The organism is Desulfobacter vibrioformis DSM 8776 (genome assembly GCF_000745975.1).
Taxonomy (GTDB): domain Bacteria; phylum Desulfobacterota; class Desulfobacteria; order Desulfobacterales; family Desulfobacteraceae; genus Desulfobacter; species Desulfobacter vibrioformis.
Genome location: NZ_JQKJ01000013.1, coordinates 1 through 18,917 on the forward strand (window position 1 = coordinate 1; position 18,917 = coordinate 18,917).

At 43.3% G+C, this 18,917-nt stretch carries 17 protein-coding genes and 1 tRNA gene; 16 read left to right on the plus strand and 2 right to left on the minus strand.

The window, feature by feature from the left end:
* Window positions 1–531: 531 nt before the first annotated feature.
* From Q366_RS21280 to Q366_RS09645, 14 genes are all read left to right on the plus strand, one after another.
* Window positions 532–613 (plus strand) — tRNA-Leu (locus tag Q366_RS21280).
* A 791-nt stretch (window positions 614–1,404) separates the two neighbouring features.
* A complete protein-coding gene (locus Q366_RS09585) occupies window positions 1,405–2,979 on the plus strand; it encodes a hybrid sensor histidine kinase/response regulator (RefSeq protein ID WP_051957955.1) in 1,575 nt (524 codons plus the stop codon).
* A gap of 267 nt (window positions 2,980–3,246) precedes the next feature.
* The gene (locus Q366_RS09590; RefSeq protein ID WP_035238498.1) at window positions 3,247–3,759 is read left to right on the plus strand and encodes a chemotaxis protein CheW; all 513 of its coding nucleotides are present in this window, start codon (window positions 3,247–3,249) and stop codon (window positions 3,757–3,759) included.
* Window positions 3,760–3,790: 31 nt separating this feature from the next.
* The gene (locus tag Q366_RS09595) at window positions 3,791–6,133 is read left to right on the plus strand and encodes a methyl-accepting chemotaxis protein (protein ID WP_035238499.1); all 2,343 of its coding nucleotides are present in this window, start codon (window positions 3,791–3,793) and stop codon (window positions 6,131–6,133) included.
* Between the two features lie 106 nt (window positions 6,134–6,239).
* Entirely contained in the window at window positions 6,240–8,753 is a 2,514-nt protein-coding gene (locus Q366_RS09600) for a chemotaxis protein CheA (RefSeq protein WP_035238500.1), read from the plus strand.
* A gap of 40 nt (window positions 8,754–8,793) precedes the next feature.
* The gene (locus Q366_RS09605; protein ID WP_035238501.1) at window positions 8,794–9,273 is read left to right on the plus strand and encodes a chemotaxis protein CheD; all 480 of its coding nucleotides are present in this window, start codon (window positions 8,794–8,796) and stop codon (window positions 9,271–9,273) included.
* Window positions 9,270–10,118, plus strand: a complete 849-nt coding sequence (locus Q366_RS09610; protein ID WP_035238502.1) for an HDOD domain-containing protein — start codon at window positions 9,270–9,272, stop codon at window positions 10,116–10,118. The genes Q366_RS09605 and Q366_RS09610 overlap by 4 nt, the downstream gene beginning before the upstream one ends.
* A gap of 19 nt (window positions 10,119–10,137) precedes the next feature.
* Entirely contained in the window at window positions 10,138–10,563 is a 426-nt protein-coding gene (locus tag Q366_RS09615; protein ID WP_035238503.1) for a response regulator, read from the plus strand.
* Complete coding sequence (locus tag Q366_RS09620; RefSeq protein ID WP_035238504.1) at window positions 10,520–10,975, plus strand: chemotaxis protein CheX; 456 nt, start codon at window positions 10,520–10,522, stop codon at window positions 10,973–10,975. The genes Q366_RS09615 and Q366_RS09620 overlap by 44 nt, the downstream gene beginning before the upstream one ends.
* Before the next feature lie 34 nt (window positions 10,976–11,009).
* Window positions 11,010–12,053 carry a protein-glutamate methylesterase/protein-glutamine glutaminase gene (locus Q366_RS09625; RefSeq protein WP_035238505.1) on the plus strand — a complete coding sequence of 348 codons (1,044 nt, stop codon included), beginning with the start codon at window positions 11,010–11,012 and terminating at the stop codon, window positions 12,051–12,053.
* Between the two features lie 87 nt (window positions 12,054–12,140).
* Complete coding sequence (locus Q366_RS09630) at window positions 12,141–12,569, plus strand: response regulator (RefSeq protein WP_035238506.1); 429 nt, start codon at window positions 12,141–12,143, stop codon at window positions 12,567–12,569.
* Between the two features lie 2 nt (window positions 12,570–12,571).
* Window positions 12,572–13,330: a histidine kinase dimerization/phospho-acceptor domain-containing protein gene (locus tag Q366_RS09635; RefSeq protein ID WP_035238507.1), complete on the plus strand. Its 759-nt coding sequence runs from the start codon at window positions 12,572–12,574 to the stop codon at window positions 13,328–13,330.
* Window positions 13,330–13,716, plus strand: a complete 387-nt coding sequence (locus tag Q366_RS09640) for a response regulator (RefSeq protein ID WP_245619921.1) — start codon at window positions 13,330–13,332, stop codon at window positions 13,714–13,716. The genes Q366_RS09635 and Q366_RS09640 overlap by 1 nt, the downstream gene beginning before the upstream one ends.
* A gap of 14 nt (window positions 13,717–13,730) precedes the next feature.
* Entirely contained in the window at window positions 13,731–14,528 is a 798-nt protein-coding gene (locus tag Q366_RS09645; protein ID WP_035238509.1) for a CheR family methyltransferase, read from the plus strand.
* Window positions 14,529–14,599: 71 nt separating this feature from the next.
* On the opposite strand, the gene Q366_RS20835 is transcribed toward Q366_RS09645, so the two are convergent.
* Window positions 14,600–16,099 (minus strand): diguanylate cyclase, encoded by a 1,500-nt coding sequence (locus tag Q366_RS20835; RefSeq protein ID WP_084691769.1) that lies wholly within the window; start codon window positions 16,097–16,099, stop codon window positions 14,600–14,602.
* A 172-nt stretch (window positions 16,100–16,271) separates the two neighbouring features.
* Between Q366_RS20835 and Q366_RS09655 the strand changes: the two genes are divergently transcribed.
* Window positions 16,272–16,619 (plus strand): hypothetical protein, encoded by a 348-nt coding sequence (locus tag Q366_RS09655; protein ID WP_035238636.1) that lies wholly within the window; start codon window positions 16,272–16,274, stop codon window positions 16,617–16,619.
* 349 nt (window positions 16,620–16,968) lie between these two features.
* The gene (locus Q366_RS09660; RefSeq protein ID WP_035238510.1) at window positions 16,969–18,252 is read left to right on the plus strand and encodes an esterase-like activity of phytase family protein; all 1,284 of its coding nucleotides are present in this window, start codon (window positions 16,969–16,971) and stop codon (window positions 18,250–18,252) included.
* 119 nt (window positions 18,253–18,371) lie between these two features.
* Here the strand turns inward: Q366_RS09660 and Q366_RS09665 are convergent, their stop codons facing one another.
* Window positions 18,372–18,854 carry a YchJ family protein gene (locus tag Q366_RS09665; RefSeq protein ID WP_035238511.1) on the minus strand — a complete coding sequence of 161 codons (483 nt, stop codon included), beginning with the start codon at window positions 18,852–18,854 and terminating at the stop codon, window positions 18,372–18,374.
* Between the last annotated feature and the right edge of the window lie 63 nt (window positions 18,855–18,917).

Here is an 18,917-nt window from a genome sequence, read left to right on the forward strand (position 1 = left end):
ACTCGCCGGTCCTCCTTGTATCTCATAATAGGCTGCCTCATACAAGATGCGGTTAATCTCGCGCTTACTTTTCTGTAACGCCTGAGTCACTGCCAGTGTGGGGCATTTACAGCCTAATTGAAACTGCCAAAGCAAATAGTCTTTAACCATACTGGTATCTTTGTTCCCTCTGGAAAAACTCCTCGATACTTATAATCAAGGATGATTACAAAACCTTGTTGCCTCACTATCTCGATATGCCCAGTCTTGCAGGTCCTCTTTATATCGCATAACGAACCGTACTTGCCAAGGTGTGGTTTATTAAGCGCTTACACTATAATTCTGTGCTATGAACTCAACAATACCAGTCATTAGCAATGCCCAATCTGAATTATACATGCTTTTCTCCCATGGTTCAGAAGAATTATAGATAAAAAGTATTGCTCTTTTAATGTCTATTTTGTCTTGGCCCACCGTGTTAATAATCCAAGCTATACGGCGTCCATATTCTTGAGCAAGGTCTGATTCTATTTTTGTAAAGAGATGATCATTACAAAAATAGAAAAATGATAAAATTCAGACTTAGGATATAGTGGCGTGAGGCGTGGAGGTTCAAGTCCTCTCTTTGGTACCAATAATAAAAACAGCCGGTTAGATGGAGTGTATATCCGGCTGTTTTTGTTTTGGGTAACATTTTTCCAAATTTGGTGATTCTTTTTGACCTAGGCTTGACTTCGGCAATTTTGACATGGAAAGAGAAATGGTGGGGTATCGCTCATGATCTTGTAGGTTATTTTTATAAAAGTCGCCATCTCTGTTATAAATATGGATAATGACGACATAGCTAAAAATAAGGCCATGCCGACGCACACCGCCTTGCATACCATCATTTGATCACTCTCCGATCCTGTCTCCTATATTCGTTATAATCAGAAAAGATTTATTCGGGTGTTGCTTTGTTCAAGCGATCCTGCATGACAGTCTGTGGCAAAAATATCGGAAAAATCTCTTTCTTTTACGATTTTCTTAATATATTCTGCAATAGAATAATATAAGAAGGCGGTTCTTTTTTCTCAGATTGCTCACGGCAAACGCAAATATAGAAACGTGAACCTTTTCCTGTTGATATGGTCTTTTCTATAGCTGATACAAAAATGTAACATACATATTTATAGTTTGGGTTGTTATACCGACCGTGCAAAAGGTGTTTTAAATAAAATACCCCATGATGTGATCGTTGTACAATGATTATGGCGTTACATACGGCAAAACAGGAGCAGGGCATCATCTAAAGAAGCCATAACCTGAGCGTGAATTTTATATCACAAAACAGATTGATCCGGAAGGCTTCTTTAAGGCCGTCACGATCCTAAAAGAATATTGGTTTCAAATCGTTAAATTACCTTCGAGGGATAGAGGTAACAGATGAAAGAAAAAAAAATAATCATTTTTGCCATTGACGATGACCCGGGGGATCTGGAAATTTTTAGCCGAATTCTGCAAGAGATTCCCGGCTGGAATATAGAATTCAATCCGTTTACAAAAGGAAAAGAATGCGTTGCACAGATAGCAAAACGCCCAATGGATGTTTTGTTCGTAGATTATTATCTGGGTTCAACCACAGCTCCTGAAATCATAAGTTCTTTAAGAAAACACAACGACAATCGTCCTATTATTGTTTTGACAGGGAAGGGAAACGAAAAAATTGCTGCTGAAATTACAAGGGCCGGTGCAAATGATTATCTTGTAAAAGGTGAATTGACACCGGATTTACTCCGCAGAACCATTTCCAATACCATAGAAAAAGTTATGGCGGATCAAGAGAAAGCCATGCTGAAAAAGCAGCTGCAGGAAGCACAAAAAATGGAGGCGATTGGAACACTTGCCGGAGGAATCGCCCACGATTTTAATAATATTTTGTTTCCGATTATAGGGATGGCGCAAATGCTTTTAGAAGACCTTCCTTCTGGAACGTCTGAATGGGAAAACGTAAAAGAAATTGAAACAGCAGGGAAGCGGGGGGCTGAACTTGTGAAGCAGATTCTTGCGTTTAGCCGTCAGCATGAGCATCAATTTTCACCAACCCGCTTTCAATTTGTTATGAAAGAAGTTCTGAAACTGACACGATCTTCAATCCCCGCAAATATTGAAATGACCCAGACACTTCAAAACGACTGCGGTATGGTCCTTGCTGATTCAACGCAACTGCACCAGATCGGAATGAACCTGATTACCAATGCATACCATGCGGTTCAGGACAAAGGCGGCAGGATAGATGTTGAAGTCCGGGAAATTGAGATTAATGAAAATTTGGATGGCTTGAACCTGGCTCCGGGGAGATATGCAGCCCTGAAAGTAGCGGATAATGGAATAGGTATCAAAGAGGCGCACCTGGACAGAATTTTTGAACCCTACTTTACAACGAAAGAAAAAGGAAAAGGCACAGGCTTAGGCTTATCAGCCGTTTACGGGATTGTTAAAGAACATGGTGGAGAAATCAAAGTGAAAAGTACCCCGGGCCAAGGGGCATCGTTTCAGATATTCATCCCTGTTATCGTCCCATTTGCTGAGAGTCATCACCGCCCAAAGGGGGCTTCTCTTCCCACGGGTACCGAACATATTTTGCTCGTCGATGATGAAGCGCCTATTGCACGCATTGAAAAGCAGATGCTCGAACGGCTGGGGTATACCGTATCAACAAGAACAAGCAGTCTGGAAGCGTTAGAGGCGTTCAGAAATAATCCACGCCTATATGACCTTGTACTCTCAGACATGTCCATGCCGCAGATGACCGGAGACAAGCTGGTTGAAGAAATTCTGAAAATCAGATCTGATATCCCTATCATGATCTGTACGGGGTTTTCTGAACGTATCACCCCAGAACAAACTGAAAAGATAGGGGTTAAAGGCTTTCTGATGAAACCTGTGACGAGAATAGATCTTGCAAATGAAGTGCGCCGTATCCTTGATGAAATCAAAATTCACGTTGTCCGAATATGATCTGCCCAGGTAAGGGGCGCAGAAGAAATAAATGCCACAGATTTTGCGCTGAATTTTTGTTCGTATTCAAGGCACGGCTTAGTAATCATATTGTTCCTGATGCCCTGGGTTGCAACGAAGAATACGGATAAAACGGCAACTAAAATGGGGATTTATTTTTTTTCGCGGTCCTAAGTCAGATACTGCTTGAATTATTAAAACAATACATATGTATTAGCACTATACAAATATTACCCGGTATAAAAGATAGAATTAAAGGAGGAATGGATGACTGATCAAATTGACAGTATTGACAAAGCAGTAGCCGACATGGCCATGAAAACAGGTAAATATCTAACGTTCTCATTGGAGTCGGAAGAGTATGGGATTGGTATTCTTAAAGTGAAAGAAATAATTGGTATGTTACCGATCACTTCGGTCCCCAGAACACCGGAATTTGTCAAAGGCGTCATAAATTTGCGGGGGAAAGTAATCCCCGTAATTGATCTTCGGTTAAAATTCGATATGAAATCGATTTGTTACAATGACAGAACCTGCATTATTGTAGTTGAAATCGATGCGTCGGGGTCCACTGTTCTAATCGGAATTGTGGTTGATACCGTGTCCGAGGTTTTAAATATAAAAGAAGATGACATTGAGGAAACTCCGGCTTTTGGTACGAAACTGGATACAAGATATATCCTTGGCATGGCCAAGCAGGAGAAAGGCGTTAAGATCCTTTTGAATATAGACAAGGTCCTTTCGTCGAACGAAATGTCTGCTATTCAAAATGCGTCATAAATACCGGTTAAAAAAAAATAAGGAGTTTAAGATGAAAAACGTGAGTCTGGGATTAAAAATCACATATGGATTTTCAGTTTTGATCATTATTGCCGTTGCCCTTGGTTTAATGGCTGTAGTGAATATGCGAACTGTAGGAACAACAAGTACAATGCTGGCCAATGAATATATACCGGAAGTAGCTGTTGCCATCGAATTAAGTGATACGGCCAGCCAGATGATGTTTGAAATGAGGGGGTATGGGTATACGGAAGATGAAACGCTTTATCAACTGGGTCGGACGGCAATGGATTCCGTTGACATGGCCCTGCAAAAGGCGCGTGAGTTAGATGAAAATTCTCAAAATTTAAAAAACCTTAAAGCTCAGATTGATATCGCCGCCAAATCGGTTGAGGACTATAAGATCCTGATAAAGCAGACCGTTGATTCCAACGCCAGGCTGGCGGCAAATAGACGGACGCTGGACGAATCGTCCCAAAAGTATATCTCAAATGCGGCTGATTTTTTAACGGGGCAGAACGCAAAATTAAAATCAGATCTGAACGAACGCCAGCAGAAGATCCAATTTGCCACAGATCTTGTTTATATCGGTTCCAGCGTCAGGATCACCAATTTTAAAGCCCAGGCACGCAATGATACAGAACTAATGGAAAAAGCAATTTCACAATTGGACGGCGTTGCCGGACCGTTAAATAACTTAAGGGCTGTGAGCCGTGATGGGGAAGATATTCAAAGGCTGAACTCAATTCAATCTGCGGCGCAAACTTACCAGAAGGTCATGAAACAATTTATGATTGAGCTTAATCGCGGCAGTCTGGCAGACCAACGACTGCTGAACAGGTACCGGGACCAGATGGATGAAAATGCCGGGATTTATGTGTCAAACTGCGATGCGTTTCTTAAAGGGCAGCACGAGAAGTTAGATAAGGATATGCTGGAAAGAAATGCGAAAATTAACCTGGTGACCGATATTATTGATCTTGGAAAGGAGACGCAAATAGGGACCTTTAAATCCCAGGCACTGAGAAGCCCTGAAGTCATGAATGCTGCCTTGGATATTTTTCAACAAATAGATCACAAGCTTGAAGAATTGAAAAAAATCACACAGGGGGCTGAATTCTTAAAGCAGATAGAGCGTGTTGATGCGGCTGGCCATGTTTACCGGACCGCTATGAAAGATTTTCTTGGGAACTGGATTGTTTTGCAGGACCTGGCGGTTAAACGCCTGAACGCCGGCGACAAAGTTCTCGGTGCATGTAAAACTACGGCGAATGCCGGAATCGGCGCAACCGACACGATTGCCAAGGATGCTGTGAAGGCGCTTTCAAGTGCATCTATCCTCATGATTATCGGATTGATCGGCGCGCTTGTCGTGGGTATTCTTTCCGCATTTTTTATTACACGCAGCATTACCAAACCCATTAACAAGATCATTACCGGACTTAACGAAGGTGCAGTGCAGGTGGCTTCGGCATCCGGGCAGGTTTCCTCCTCCAGCCAGTCCATGGCAGAAGGCGCGTCACAACAGGCCGCATCCATTGAGGAAACCTCTTCATCCATGGAAGAGATGTCTTCAATGACCAAGAAAAATGCCCAGAATTCAAATAATGCCGACGGGTTGATGAAAGAGGTGAATGCGGTGGTGAATACTGCCAACCAGTCCATGAATGAATTAACACGGTCCATGAAGGATATCTCCAAGGCATCCGAGGAAACTTCGAAAATTATAAAAACCATTGATGAAATCGCTTTTCAGACAAACCTGCTCGCTTTGAATGCCGCAGTGGAAGCCGCCCGGGCCGGTGAAGCAGGTGCAGGTTTTGCCGTGGTTGCCGATGAAGTGAGAAATTTGGCAATGCGGGCTGCAGATGCTGCCAAAGATACAGCCTCGCTTATAGAAGATACCGTCAAAAAGGTAACTGATGGTTCCGGCATTGTATCCTCAACCAGTGAGGCGTTTTCCAAAGTGGCGGAAAGCTCGGCCAAAGTCGGATCCCTGGTCTCAGAAATTTCTGTGGCATCAACCGAACAATCCAATGGTATTCAAGAGGTCAACAATGCCATCGCTGAAATGGACCGGGTTGTCCAGCAAAATGCTGCAAATGCAGAAGAATCCGCCTCTGCGGCAGAAGAGATGAGTGCCCAGGCCGAACAACTAAAAGAGTATGTTGATAATCTTGTGATGCTGGTTACCGGTAAAAGGAATTCCAGTCGCAACTTGGACGTTCATCACTCTGTTAAGCCGATGCCTAAAAGCATCCCGGGTAGAACAAGTAATAATAAAGTAAACGCCAAGGGTCATCACTTGGATTCAACAAGTCGTCCGGATCAGATAATCCCCTTTGATGACGACGAAACCTTTGAAGATTTTTAATATCATGAAATTGAGGCACAGGGCGGGTTCAAGGTTATCACCCAAGACCCTGTGTCAGCGGTATCCTTAAAAATTTCACGAGAACTTTCAAAATTGGGAAAAGCCAATGTCTTATGAAAATATAATCGCTACAACGGAAAAGCTGACATCAGAATTGATTTTATTCGATCCTGCTCAACCGGACGCAATCAAGACGCTGCTGCCCATTCTCAAGAGTATACATGCGCAATGCAAAATGCAGAATCTATCGTCAGAGGCTGCGAAAATTCTGAAGGCCAGACACATTATTGATGCCATAATGAAAGACGGGCCCCAGGTTAGAAGCAATTTGTTGTCAAATCTTGACATGGTTGTTTCAGATTTCAGCGCGGAACTCAAAGAGATGGATCAGAAAAAGAGCAACGCTTTATTTGTCCAAAAGCCGTTTCAAGCCGATGGGCAAGTCCAGAACGGCGAAGACAAAGCACTAGAGGCAAAATTGAATGAACTTTCAATGCTTATTGCCGGCTTTTGCCCGGGAGAAGACCCTGATATAGACGGAATGATTCGTAATGTAGAAGGTCTTATCAACATTTCTGAAAATATTCAGCCGTCAACTTTTTATGATATTTCAAAGTTATGTAAACAATATATGGAAAATATGGGCCGCGGCTCTACGTGTAACACAAGACCGGTTGAAGAAGGCATTGTGTTGTTAAAGTCCATATTAAGTCATTTAAAGAGAAAAGAACCTTTTACCTTCGATTATTCCGATGTTCTTGAGCTTTTAGAAGAGAACCTTGCCGCGAATGAACAATTCGATGCGTGTTCGGAAAACGAGTTTGAAGCGGAAACTGAACAGGAGAGTACGCCTGAAAAACTGTCGGACGATGATATTGAAATCCTGACTGACTTTATATCAGAGGCCGAAGATAACCTGAACAACATCGAGGTGTCTTTAATTGAGTTGGAGCAGGATCCGGAGAATGCAGATATCATAAACGATATTTTCAGACCCTTTCACACCATAAAAGGCGTTTCCGGTTTTTTGTCTTTAGGTAAGATCAACCGGCTGTCCCATGCCACTGAAAATCTTCTGGACAGTGCCAGAAGCGGTGATTTTATAATTACTCATTCCGCTACTGATGCGATTCTTGAGTCTGTTGATTTGTTAAAACAGCTTATCGATAATGTAAAGCAAGGGCTTGTCAGCGGATACCATCAAGCGGATGGCCACATAGATGTAGATATTTTGAGGGATAAACTCAAAAAGCTTCAAATGTCTTTAACCAGAGGGGAAAAAGAACCTCTAGGTGAAATTCTTGTCAGAAAAAAGGAAATCGAAGAACAGGATATTGATCATGCGCTGGAAATCCAGAAAAACCATCCGGAAAAAAAATTTGGTGAAATTCTGATCCAAGATAAAAAGATCGCTCCTGTTCAGGTTGCCTCGGCATTAATGGAACAATCCGCAGTTAAAAAAAGAGTGGATTCTCAAGTTAAAGTCAGCACCCAGAAATTGGACGATCTTGTGGATTACGCCGGTGAACTGGTGATTGCCCAGTCTATGCTGCGGCAGCAAACGATGGGAAACGCTGCCCTGACCCAGACTGTTTCACAATTGGGACAGATTGTAAACAATATGCAGAATATTGCCATGTCCATGCGTATGATCCCCATTAAAGCCACATTTATGAAAATGATTCGCATCGTAAGAGATTTGTCCCGCAAATCCGGCAAACAGATCAACTTGTCCATGACCGGAGAAGAGACCGAAATTGACAGAAATGTGGTGGATGCCCTTTATGAGCCAATGGTTCATATGATCAGAAACGCCTGCGATCACGGGATTGAATCCGTAGAGGAGCGCACGGAAAAGAAGAAACCCCCACAGGGAAATATCAATCTTCGTGCCTATCATAAAGGCGGGAATATTATCATTGAGATCGAAGACGACGGCAAGGGGCTGGATCGGGAGAAAATACTTAAAAAGGCGGCTGCCACCGGGCTGATTACCGGAGAGGCCCAGATGACGGATGCCCAGGTTTTTGATCTGATTCTGTCACCCGGATTCTCAACCGCAAACCAAATTACCGATGTATCCGGCCGGGGCGTTGGCATGGATGTGGTCAAAGAGGGAATTGAAAAGTTACGCGGCCATTTGAATATTGAATCCGAAAAAGCGGTTGGCTCCCGGTTTATTATCAGTCTTCCTCTGACGCTGGCCATTATCGACGGTATGCTGGTCAGGGTTGATGACGAAAAATATGTGATTCCCACCATTGCGATTCAAAAAGCATTCAGGCCGGGGCCGGGTGAATATTTCACCGTAGAAGGAAAAGGTGAGATGGTTAAAGATCGTGGCCACCTGGTTCCGCTAATCCGGCTAAATGAGATCTATGGAACAAGCAGTCATATTAAATCCGTCGAACAAAGCCTGGTTGTCGTTGTTGAATCAAAAGAAGAAAGACGCGGTTTTTTGATTGATGAGCTTTTGGGCAAAGATGAGTATGTCATTAAAAATCTCGGCGGGAATATGGATGATATCAGGGGGATTGCCGGCGGTGCGATTCTGGCTGACGGAAAAGTCGGATTGATTCTGGATGTTCACGGCATCTTTTCCATTGTCTCGGAAAAATAGGGGGCGGAGACAGCAGAATTGAGATGAGGATATAATATAGATGAAACAAATTGTCGGCGTTGCAGATATGAAAGTAAGCAATAATCCTGCAGATGATGTGATCACCTACTCTCTTGGATCATGCATAGGGCTGGTTATTTATGATCCGGTCGCAAGGGTCGGGGGGATTCTTCACTATATGCTTCCCGAATCCGCCATAGACAAAGCAAAAGCAGCCAAAAAACCCTTTATGTTCGCAGATACAGGTATCCCGCGCCTGTTTAAAACGGCCTACACCATGGGCGCAAAGAAGCCCAGAATCAGAATATTTGTCGCAGGCGGAGCTGAAATCCTTGATCAAAAAGGGTTTTTTAATATCGGAAAACGTAATTACCTGGCGTTAAAAAAAATGTTTTTTAAGAACAACGTCATGATTGATAAGCAGGACGTGGGCGGGAATATCAACCGGACGATCCGAATTGAAATTGCATCAGGTGATATTTTCCTAAAAACATCAGGATCTCAGGAAGTGAAAATATGACAGCACTGGATCAAATGATTCGTGAGATAAAGGATTTAACGCCCATGCCGGCCATTGCCAGCCGTTTGCTCGAAATTGTTGAAAAGCCGGATAGTTCAATGAACGATATTGCCCAGGTAATTCAGTATGACCCTGTCATGACAATAGACATTCTTAAAATCTGCAACTCAGCATATTCGGGGTTAAAGATGCCTGCAGAATCAATTAAAGATGCTGTGAATATGCTTGGTACAGATCAGATCGTTGAATTGGCACTGGTAAAATCAAGCGCAAGAGTCCTTTCCGGACGTCGAAAAGGCTATGGTCTTGAACACGGGGATATGTGGCTGTATTCGGTTTCTTCTGCTGTAATTGCCAAACAGGTTGCCAAACGCCTGGGACTTAACAACAAAAGTACAATTTTTACCGCTGCCCTGATCAAAGACATCGGTAAAATCATATTGGAAAAATATGTGTCCAAGGACTTTAAAAAAATTGACACGCTTGTAAAAAAAAACGACTACAGTTTCAGGGAAGCGGAAAAAAAAGTACTGGGTATAGATCATGCTGAGATTGGTGCCTTAATTGGCAAAATATGGAACTTCAGCCCGCGAATGATCAAGCTTATCCAACATCATCATCTCAGAGATGAATCCATGGTGAACGATAAAGAGGTCGCAGCGGTGTATCTGGCAGACTGCATTTGCATGATGATGGGAATCGGCGTCGGGGCAGATGGTCTGTCCTATCGATTTAAGGATCAGTTAATGAAAATCCATGGCATCTCCCACTCGGACATCACCGGTCTTATGGCCGAATTTGGCGTCAACATGCATGAAGTAAAAATTTTATTAAACATGGCTTAATGAAACTGAAAGGGATCAAATGTCTTATTCGATATTGATTGTAGATGATTCAATGCCCATGAGGACCGTTTTAAAACGATCTCTTGCAGCGGCGGGATACGGCAGTTCCAGAATACTTGAAGCCTCGAACGGTAAAGAGGCGTTAAAGGTAATGGAAGGGGACTGGGTGGATTTGATTCTAACCGACCACAACATGCCGGAAATGAATGGGTTCAGCTTTTTAAAAAAAGTAAAAGCCGAAGCATTGTTCAAGGACATTCCGGTGGTTGTTATTTCAACCGAAGGCAATGAATCTAAAATCAAAGAATTTATGAATACCGGTGCATCCGGTTATATGACCAAGCCGTTTACCCCTGAGGCGCTCAGGGATTTGATCGTCAGTATTATTGGAAAGGCAGATTATGAAGAAAGTATTGATGACCGCGATGACGAATTCGATTTCTGAAGTCATGGAGATCATGTTTTTCATGCCGGTTGAAATCGGTCCTGAGACGATTTTAAATGATTCCGGCATCAACCGAAACAACGCATTGGCATGCCGGTTGAATTTCACCGGAGATATCACCGGAAATATAGATCTTATTTCACCGGAACCTCTGGTTGCCGAACTCGCATCCAATTTTTTGGGCGAAACCAAAGGCGAACTGACTTGGGAACAGCAATTCGGAACATTGTCTGAAATGCTCAACATGGTGTGCGGGAATGCTTTAAAAAATGTAAAATGCAAGTTGCCTTATCATCTCGGTATCCCTCAAATGATTACCAGTACTGATCTTGACGGCACTGCAAAATGCACACTGATTGAAACAATGGATTCGAAAATGGCTCTTTTACTATCAATGATTAAGAGTGAATAACCCGTGTGAGTCAATAACGACAAGGGGCGTTTCAATGTCTAATGAAATTAAAGTGCTTGTGGTAGATGATTCCGCCGTTGTCAGAAAGGTGTTTAAAGAACAATTATCCCGGCACAAAGGAATTACGGTAATTGGTACGGCTCCTGATCCATACATCGCCCGGGAAAAAATTGTAAGATTAAAACCGGATGTTATTACCCTGGATATAGAAATGCCGCGTATGGATGGGATTACTTTTTTGAAAAAATTAATGAAGTATTATCCTCTTCCCGTTATCATTGTCAGTTCTTTGAGTACAAAAGGAAGCCGCCTTGCCATGGAAGCGTTGGCCATTGGGGCATTGGAAGTGATGGCAAAACCCAATGACGCCTATTCGGTAGGCGATGTCAACGTGCAGCTTGCCGAGAAAATCCGGGCGGTTCATGCGGCTAAATTACCCCGATACGGGCAGCGGCAAAATTCAACGAACCAGACAAAGATCATATCCATGGCACCTTCTAAAAACGTCAATCGAATTATTGCCATCGGCGCGTCAACCGGGGGGGCGGAAGCCATTAAAAATATCCTGACCCAAATGCCGGAAAACGCCCCAGGCATCGTTGTCGTACAGCATATGCCTGCTCAGTTTACTACGTCCTTTGCCGGACGGTTAAATGAATTGTGTCAAATGCGTGTTAAAGAAGCAGAAAATGGGGACCCTGTAACAAGTGGTAACGTCCTTATTGCCCCGGGTAATTTTCATATGCTTTTAAAACGCAGGGGCCCAGGCTATTGCGTCGTCGTTAAAACAGGGCCTCTTGTTCACTTTCAGCGGCCGGCAGTGGATATTTTATTTCGGTCTGTTGCAAGACACGCTGGTGCCAACGCTGTGGGGATTATTTTAACCGGTATGGGTAAAGATGGTGCAGAAGGATTGCTCGAAATGAAAAAAGCGGGTGCGGTAACGATTGCCCAGGATGAAAAATCAAGCGTGGTTTACGGGATGCCCAAAGAAGCACGATTGATAGGGGCGGTTGATTATGTGGAAAGTATTCACAGTATAGCAGGAAAAGCCTGTTCATTTTTTAACGAACTGTAGTGCATAAGCAATTAAGAGGGGTAGGGGTAAGGAACTGCTTTTTCCATTTACCTGCCAGAATATACAGACAAAAAGGAAAAAAACGATATGGCAACGTTATCCTTTACACCGTTAAACGGAAATGAATCAGTTTTACTGATTGATGATGAAAAACCGATTCTGAGCATGGTGACACAACTGCTTAAGCGATTTGGATACCATGTCATCCCATATGATAAAAGTGCGGATGCGCTTTCTTGCTTTGAATCATCTCCCGATGAATTTGATCTTGTTATTACTGATTTAACCATGCCTGAAATTAACGGGGATGAAATCGTGGCACGCATTAAATCAATTCGAAAGGACATACCTGTCATTTTATGTACAGGGTCCAGCGAAAAAATGGTTGATACTAAAATAAACGGGCCAAAGCCGGACAAAGTGTTGATGAAGCCTTCGGGAAAAGACGAACTCTTAAACATGATTCGAATGCTGTTGGATGAATCAAAACAGTCAAAGACAGAAAGAAAGGAATAAAAATGAATGATACCATATTGGCGTCTCCAGCAGCGTTTTCTATGGATGATATCCTGCGTATTATTGACGATTTACCAATTGCTGTTGCGGTGGTTAACGGGGACCGGAAACTGATCCTGGTAAACAAGATGGCCTGCATGTTTATAAACAAGGAGAGTGATCAACTGGTCGGGCTTATGTTTGGGGCGGCCTTTGGCTGCATTCATTACAAAGATTCCCTTGGGGAGTGCGAATATGAAAAAGGGTGCCTTAATTGCAACTTGCGGACAACAGTGAAGGATACCATTGAAAATGCTAAGGGGCATTTTATGGTTGAAACAGCCATGACCTTAAAATCTATCGGGCACAGGCATTTGAGAATTACGACCCAGCCCTTGGAGTTGCAAAAGGAGAAGGCTGTTTTGCTGTCGATTGAGGATGTTACAAAGGTAAAAAAGTATGAGCATTCAGAAATAGAAAAGGAAAAACTCAAAGCGGTCGTTCGGACTGCAGGCGCAATCTGCCATGAAATTAATCAGCCTCTAATGGCGATTTTAGGTTTTTCGGAATTATTAATCGATGATGTTTGCCAGGGGGAAATCCAGGAATCAAATGTCAAGGAAATCAGAGACCAGGCAGAACGGTTAGGTGCGATTACAAACAAGCTGATGGCTATTACGAAGTACAAAACAAAAATGTATTTGGGTTCCGAAATTTTGGACCTTGATGCCGCATCTTCAATTGTTGCCGCAAGCCCGACCCCCGAGGAGAAGAAAAAATGATGGAAAATAAAAAAATATTAATTGTTGATGACGAGCCCCCCATTTTAAGGTTGCTTTCTCAGTTGTTTACCAAAGCCGGCTATGATGCTTCCACCGCAGAAAATGCACAGGATGCATTGAAAATTATCGAAGAGAGTAACATTATGGTCATGTTTTTTGATTTAAATATGCCGGTGATAAACGGTATGGAATTATGTAAGAAAGTAAAAAGTCTTAAGCCCATGTCTATTATCTATGCCATTACCGGCTATGCGTCTTTATTTGAATTGTCAGAATGCCTTGATGTCGGGTTTGAAGATTATTTTAAAAAACCGGTGAATGTATCGACTCTGTTGAAAACGGCTGAATCCGCATTCGAAAAAGTGAACCGCTGGAAAAAAATGTAAAAGTTTTAATAAAAATGAATTCAATACGGTTTAAACCTAGTGAATTGACTGAATTGAAAACGCTTGTGTATAAGACGTGCGGCATTAATCTTCATGAGGGAAAGCTTGAATTGTTAAAATCCAAGGTTGCCAAACGAATGCGTCTGACCCAGATGAATGTCCAGGAATACTTATCACATTTAAGGTCAAATGAACGCGAGGTGATCGAATTTATAGATGCGATAACAACCAATCATTCTTTTTTTTACAGAGAAAATAAAAGCATTGAATATATCGTCAAACAGTTTGGTTGTCACCCTAAACGGGAAAGAAAACACTTCAAGATATGGAGTGCGGCCTGTTCCACCGGTGATGAGCCTTACACTGCGGCGGTGCAGTTAAAGGCTTTGGGCCTAGCGTTTTCTATCCTGGCCACAGATATATCTCACTCCGTGCTGGAGATCGCCCAAAAAGGGATATATATAAATGATAAGGTCAAGCAGGTGCCCCTGCCTATCCTGCATCGTTATTTTCAGAAAGGAACCGGAAAATATAGGAGCTATTTAAAAGTGAAAAAAGAAATACAACAGCATATCACCTTCAAGAAATTTAATTTAATTTCAGACCCCATCCCCCGCTCAGACTTTGATGCTGTTTTATGTAGAAATGTAATGATTTATTTTAACAATCAAACCAGTGAAGCAATTGTGAATAAATTGTACCAATCCCTTTGCACAGACGGTTTTTTTGCCATTGGCAACGCTGAAAGCTTGATGAGTATGAAGCATCCTTTTAAATCTGTGGCGGGAATTCCCAGCCTTTATGTAAAATAACGTTATGAATGAACAGCAGCTTGTTTGGCGGCAACGCTTTCAAACAAAGCAGGATTAAAGATCTCAGATGATTATAGACATACAACTTTATTCCTCTGTTTTTTGGCTTCATAAAGACAGTGATCGGCCTGGCTGTAAAACTGGTTCTTATCGGGTATTTCACTCCCTTTATATGTCCTGGCACCAATGGATACAGTAATATATGCACTGACATCATTGTACGCGTGGGTAATTTTTAATGCTTCAATGTTTTTTCTGATCTTTTCAAGAAATTGACAGGAATTGGCGGGGTCGGTTCCAGGAAAAAGGATGGCAAACTCTTCTCCACCAACCCGGAAAATGTAATCATCCGGACGTTTTGCGCTATTTTTAAGCGCCCCTGACACCTGAATTAATACATCATCTCCGGCAGGATGTCCGTAATGGTCGTTATATCGTTTAAAAAAGTCGATATCCATCATTGCCAAAGTTAAAAAAGCATCTGTTCTGTGGGCCATGCGGATCTTTTTTTCAATGATATCATCAAAAAATCTTCGATTGAACAGCGTTGTGAGCTTATCGGTGACGGACAACGCTTCAAGCGCCTTTTTGTCTGTAACATCATTAATAATATGTGAATAGGACGATATCTTATAATCCTCATCATAAACCGGATGGACAACCTGGTAAATCCAGCGGATATCTGAATCGCCGAAAACTTTTTTTATATTCCCCTGCCACTTTTTGCCTGTCTCCACGATTCTGACAATTTCATCTGACAGATCGTTTTGATCATCATCAGTAAAAAAGCGGCATGGTTTTCCCATCATCTCTTTTTTGGTTACGCCCAGATACCGGCACAGGGCATTGCTGATATCCACGATCCGGCCCTGGGTGTCTGTTGATGCCAGCATGATATTTTGATCAATGAGATGAAAATAACGCATGATCTCCCTTTGGGCAAAATCATGATTTTTGACAACGTAAAAAAGGATAAACAACGATCCGACAATGGTCAGCGTCAGCAATGAGGTAAACATAACCAAAGAGCCCTTTTTACGCTCCAGGGTCAACGTATAGAATTCGTTGGCCTTGGCATTGGCAAAATCGGCAAGGAACTGTATTGCGGACTCGAGCTGTTCCGTGCTTTTCGGCAATTGCCCATGCATGATGTGCATCGCCTTTTCTGTCATACCTTTTCTTTTTGCGGAAATGATTGATTCGTATATTTCCTGCCATTGGGTAAATGCGTCAAGCATTGTTTTGACATCTTTTTGATCACCTAGAAATCGTTCACTAATTCGTTCAAACTGTTTCCGGAACCTGTTTTCATTTAAACGGATTTTTTCCACAAGGATGCCGAATGTCTCGTCATCCCGGGATAGCATGATCTCTGTAAGATGATTTTGAGTAGATAGGATATAAACCCTGATATCTCGTGTGGCATTACTGACGGCAAAAGGATGTCTGTATATATTTTCAGTTTCCTTGGCCAGGCTTTCCATGCTTTGAATCAAAAATAATCCCGTTGCCGCAAGTAAAAGCACAATAAAGCTGAATGCCAGAATAATTTTGTATTTGATATTGACCATATCGTGATCCTTTAAATGTTAATCATACATGGAAAAAGGACCGGTTGAAAGGTAATATCACTAATTGGTCCTGATGTTTTTGCAGCCAGGGGTTGACGCCACCCCTTGCGGTGCACAACATAAAATAAGTTGCAAACAAACCTATATCAAAACCCAAATCAGGAGGTTTATCATGGAAAAAGTCGTATTATTTGCATTCCGGGGAGACCCTTTATGCTTTATCCACGTGCTTCTCAACGGTCTTGACCTGAAACAGCGGGGCAAGGAAGGACTTATTGTCCTGGAAGGAGAAGCGGTCAAGCTTGTGGGGCCCATGTCTGAATCAGGGCATTTTTTAAATCCTCTTTACAAAAAAGCCAAGGATGCAGGCCTTATTTACGGCGCCTGCAAGGCCTGTGCAACCAAACTTGACGCCCTGGATCCCATTGAAAAAGAAGGAATCCCTCTGGTTGGGGATATGGCCAATCATCCGTCCATGGGCGCGTTCATTGAGAAAGGATACAGAGTAATTACATTTTAAGCCCAAGATTATCAAATGACCGCAGGAACCCCCTTTCTTTAAATATGGCAGTTCCTGCGGCGCATTATTTTCTTAAACCACATCTGTCCCACACATTTACCGGCATCAGAATTAATGGATTGGGAAGCGCTTTTTTGCTGTCCCAACCTTGCGCCTGGATAGAACCAATATTCTCCTCACCGATATCTCATAAAAAACTCACACGATTCATGTGAAATCAGTCCAGATGTTGTTTTCAATCCTGACCGTTAGTGCCTTACTCCTCAGTTTCTGTCAAAAAAAAACAAGAAAATGAGGAGGGGCAATTGGGTTGCGGGTTTCCCGCGTTAGATAATAATCCGGAGGAAAAATGAAGAAAGTCCTGTTTGCATGCGTTTTGACCATGCTTTTGGCATCCTGTGCCGGTACAACCCCAAGCAGCATCCAGTCGATTTCCGACAGCGGTGCTGACCTGCCGTATTCGGTTTTAACAACCCTTCCCAACGGCACGGAGATCAGAAACGGCGGTTTTGGTTCATCTGCCGTTGCCCATCCAAGTGCAGGCAATATGTTTTATGCCCTGACAGACAGGGGTCCCAATGCGACGTACAAGGGGGAAGCGGGCAAAGGTAAAAAATTTCCTGTGGCCTCATACACCCCCCGGATCGGCCTTTTTAAAGTGAATACTGACGGTTCCGTGACCATGGAGAAAGAAATCCTTTTGAAAAACCCTGCAGGCGAGCCCATTACCGGGCTTCCCAACCCCGAGGGCCGCGGCACCACAGGCGAGATTCCCTATGACAATGACGGCAAGGTACTCTCATATGATGACTACGGTCTGGACGGTGAAGGACTTGTGGCGCTGAAAGACGGCGGGTTCTGGATCAGCGACGAATACGGTCCCCATATTGTGCACTACAATGCCAATGGCGTGGAACTGGAACGAATTAGCCCCGTGGGTGTTGATACAGGAAAAAGAAAACTGCCCGCCGTATTCAAAAGAAGAAGAGCCAACAGGGGCATGGAAGGCCTGGCCATAACCCCGGATGAGAAAACCCTGGTGGGCATTATGCAGTCCACCCTGTACAATCCGTCCAAAAAAGAAGTCACCAATCCCACGGTCACAAGGATCGTCTCCTTTGACCTTGAAACAGCCCAAACCCATCAATACCTTTACAGGCAGAACAGCAAATGGCTGTCCAATTCTGAGATTACCGCCCTGAACAACAAGGAATTTCTGGTTATTGAAAGGGATGGTAAATTTTCGGGCAAAGAGGACGCCCAGAAACACATCTATAAAATCAGTCTGAACGGTGCCACTGATGTCTCCGGCGATTTCAATGCCCGGGACGGTTTGACGATCCAGGGGAAAACCCTGGAACAGTGCTCATGGGAAGATATCGAGGCTTCCGGTATTACGCCTGTCAAAAAAGTGCTGGTGGCTGATGTGGTAAAGGCGCTTCCCAACCACTATCCCCATGAAAAAATGGAAGGGATATGGCTGATCAGCGACACCACCATCGGTATTTTAAATGATGACGATTTTGCCGTGTCTGTAAAAGACGGAGAAGTGATCCAAAAAATTCTTCCCGGGGCCGGCACTGTGGACGGAAACACCCTTTATATTATCCAACTTAAGGCTGTTTCCAACTAGAAAGGCTACCTGTTTTAAATTTTCAACTTGAGAATATCAAGACGGCATCAGCCCGGATTCCTGAAAAAGAGTCCGGGCTGATGTCAGGTTCAATAAATTGTATTTTTAAAAAATATTTTTTATTTACCGCAGCATTTCTTGTACTTGCGCCCGCTGCCGCAGGGGCAGGGCGCATTCCGGCCCACCTTGGTGGAAACAGCAGGTTTGGGTTTCACCATCTCACCGGTGGTGAACAGCCAGGCATCGTCCTGCTTTGAAAACCGGCCAAGCTCATGGTGTTTTTGATCAGTGCCGTTTGCCCGGTAAGAGGCTATGAATTCAACCGTACCTTCCTGGTCTTCGGAACAGCCGGCTTCTGTTGCAACGATTTCAAGGCCCAGCCATTCGGAATCCTGGGCCCATGATTTTGTGCTGTCATGGTCGTACCCGTCCCGGTGATCCGGATGGGTGGTGTTAAAAATAAAGTCCGTGTCAGCCTTTGTATAGGCGGAATAACGAGCCCGCATAAGTTGTTGTGCTGTCCGGGCAGGCTGTGTTCCGGTAATAACAGGTTCGCAGCATTCGGCATAGGCAAGGGTGCTTCCGCAGGGACATTCTTCCATAGTTACGTTTCCTCCATGGGAATCAGTTGATTTGAATCACTGAGAAATATCACATGCGCCGCA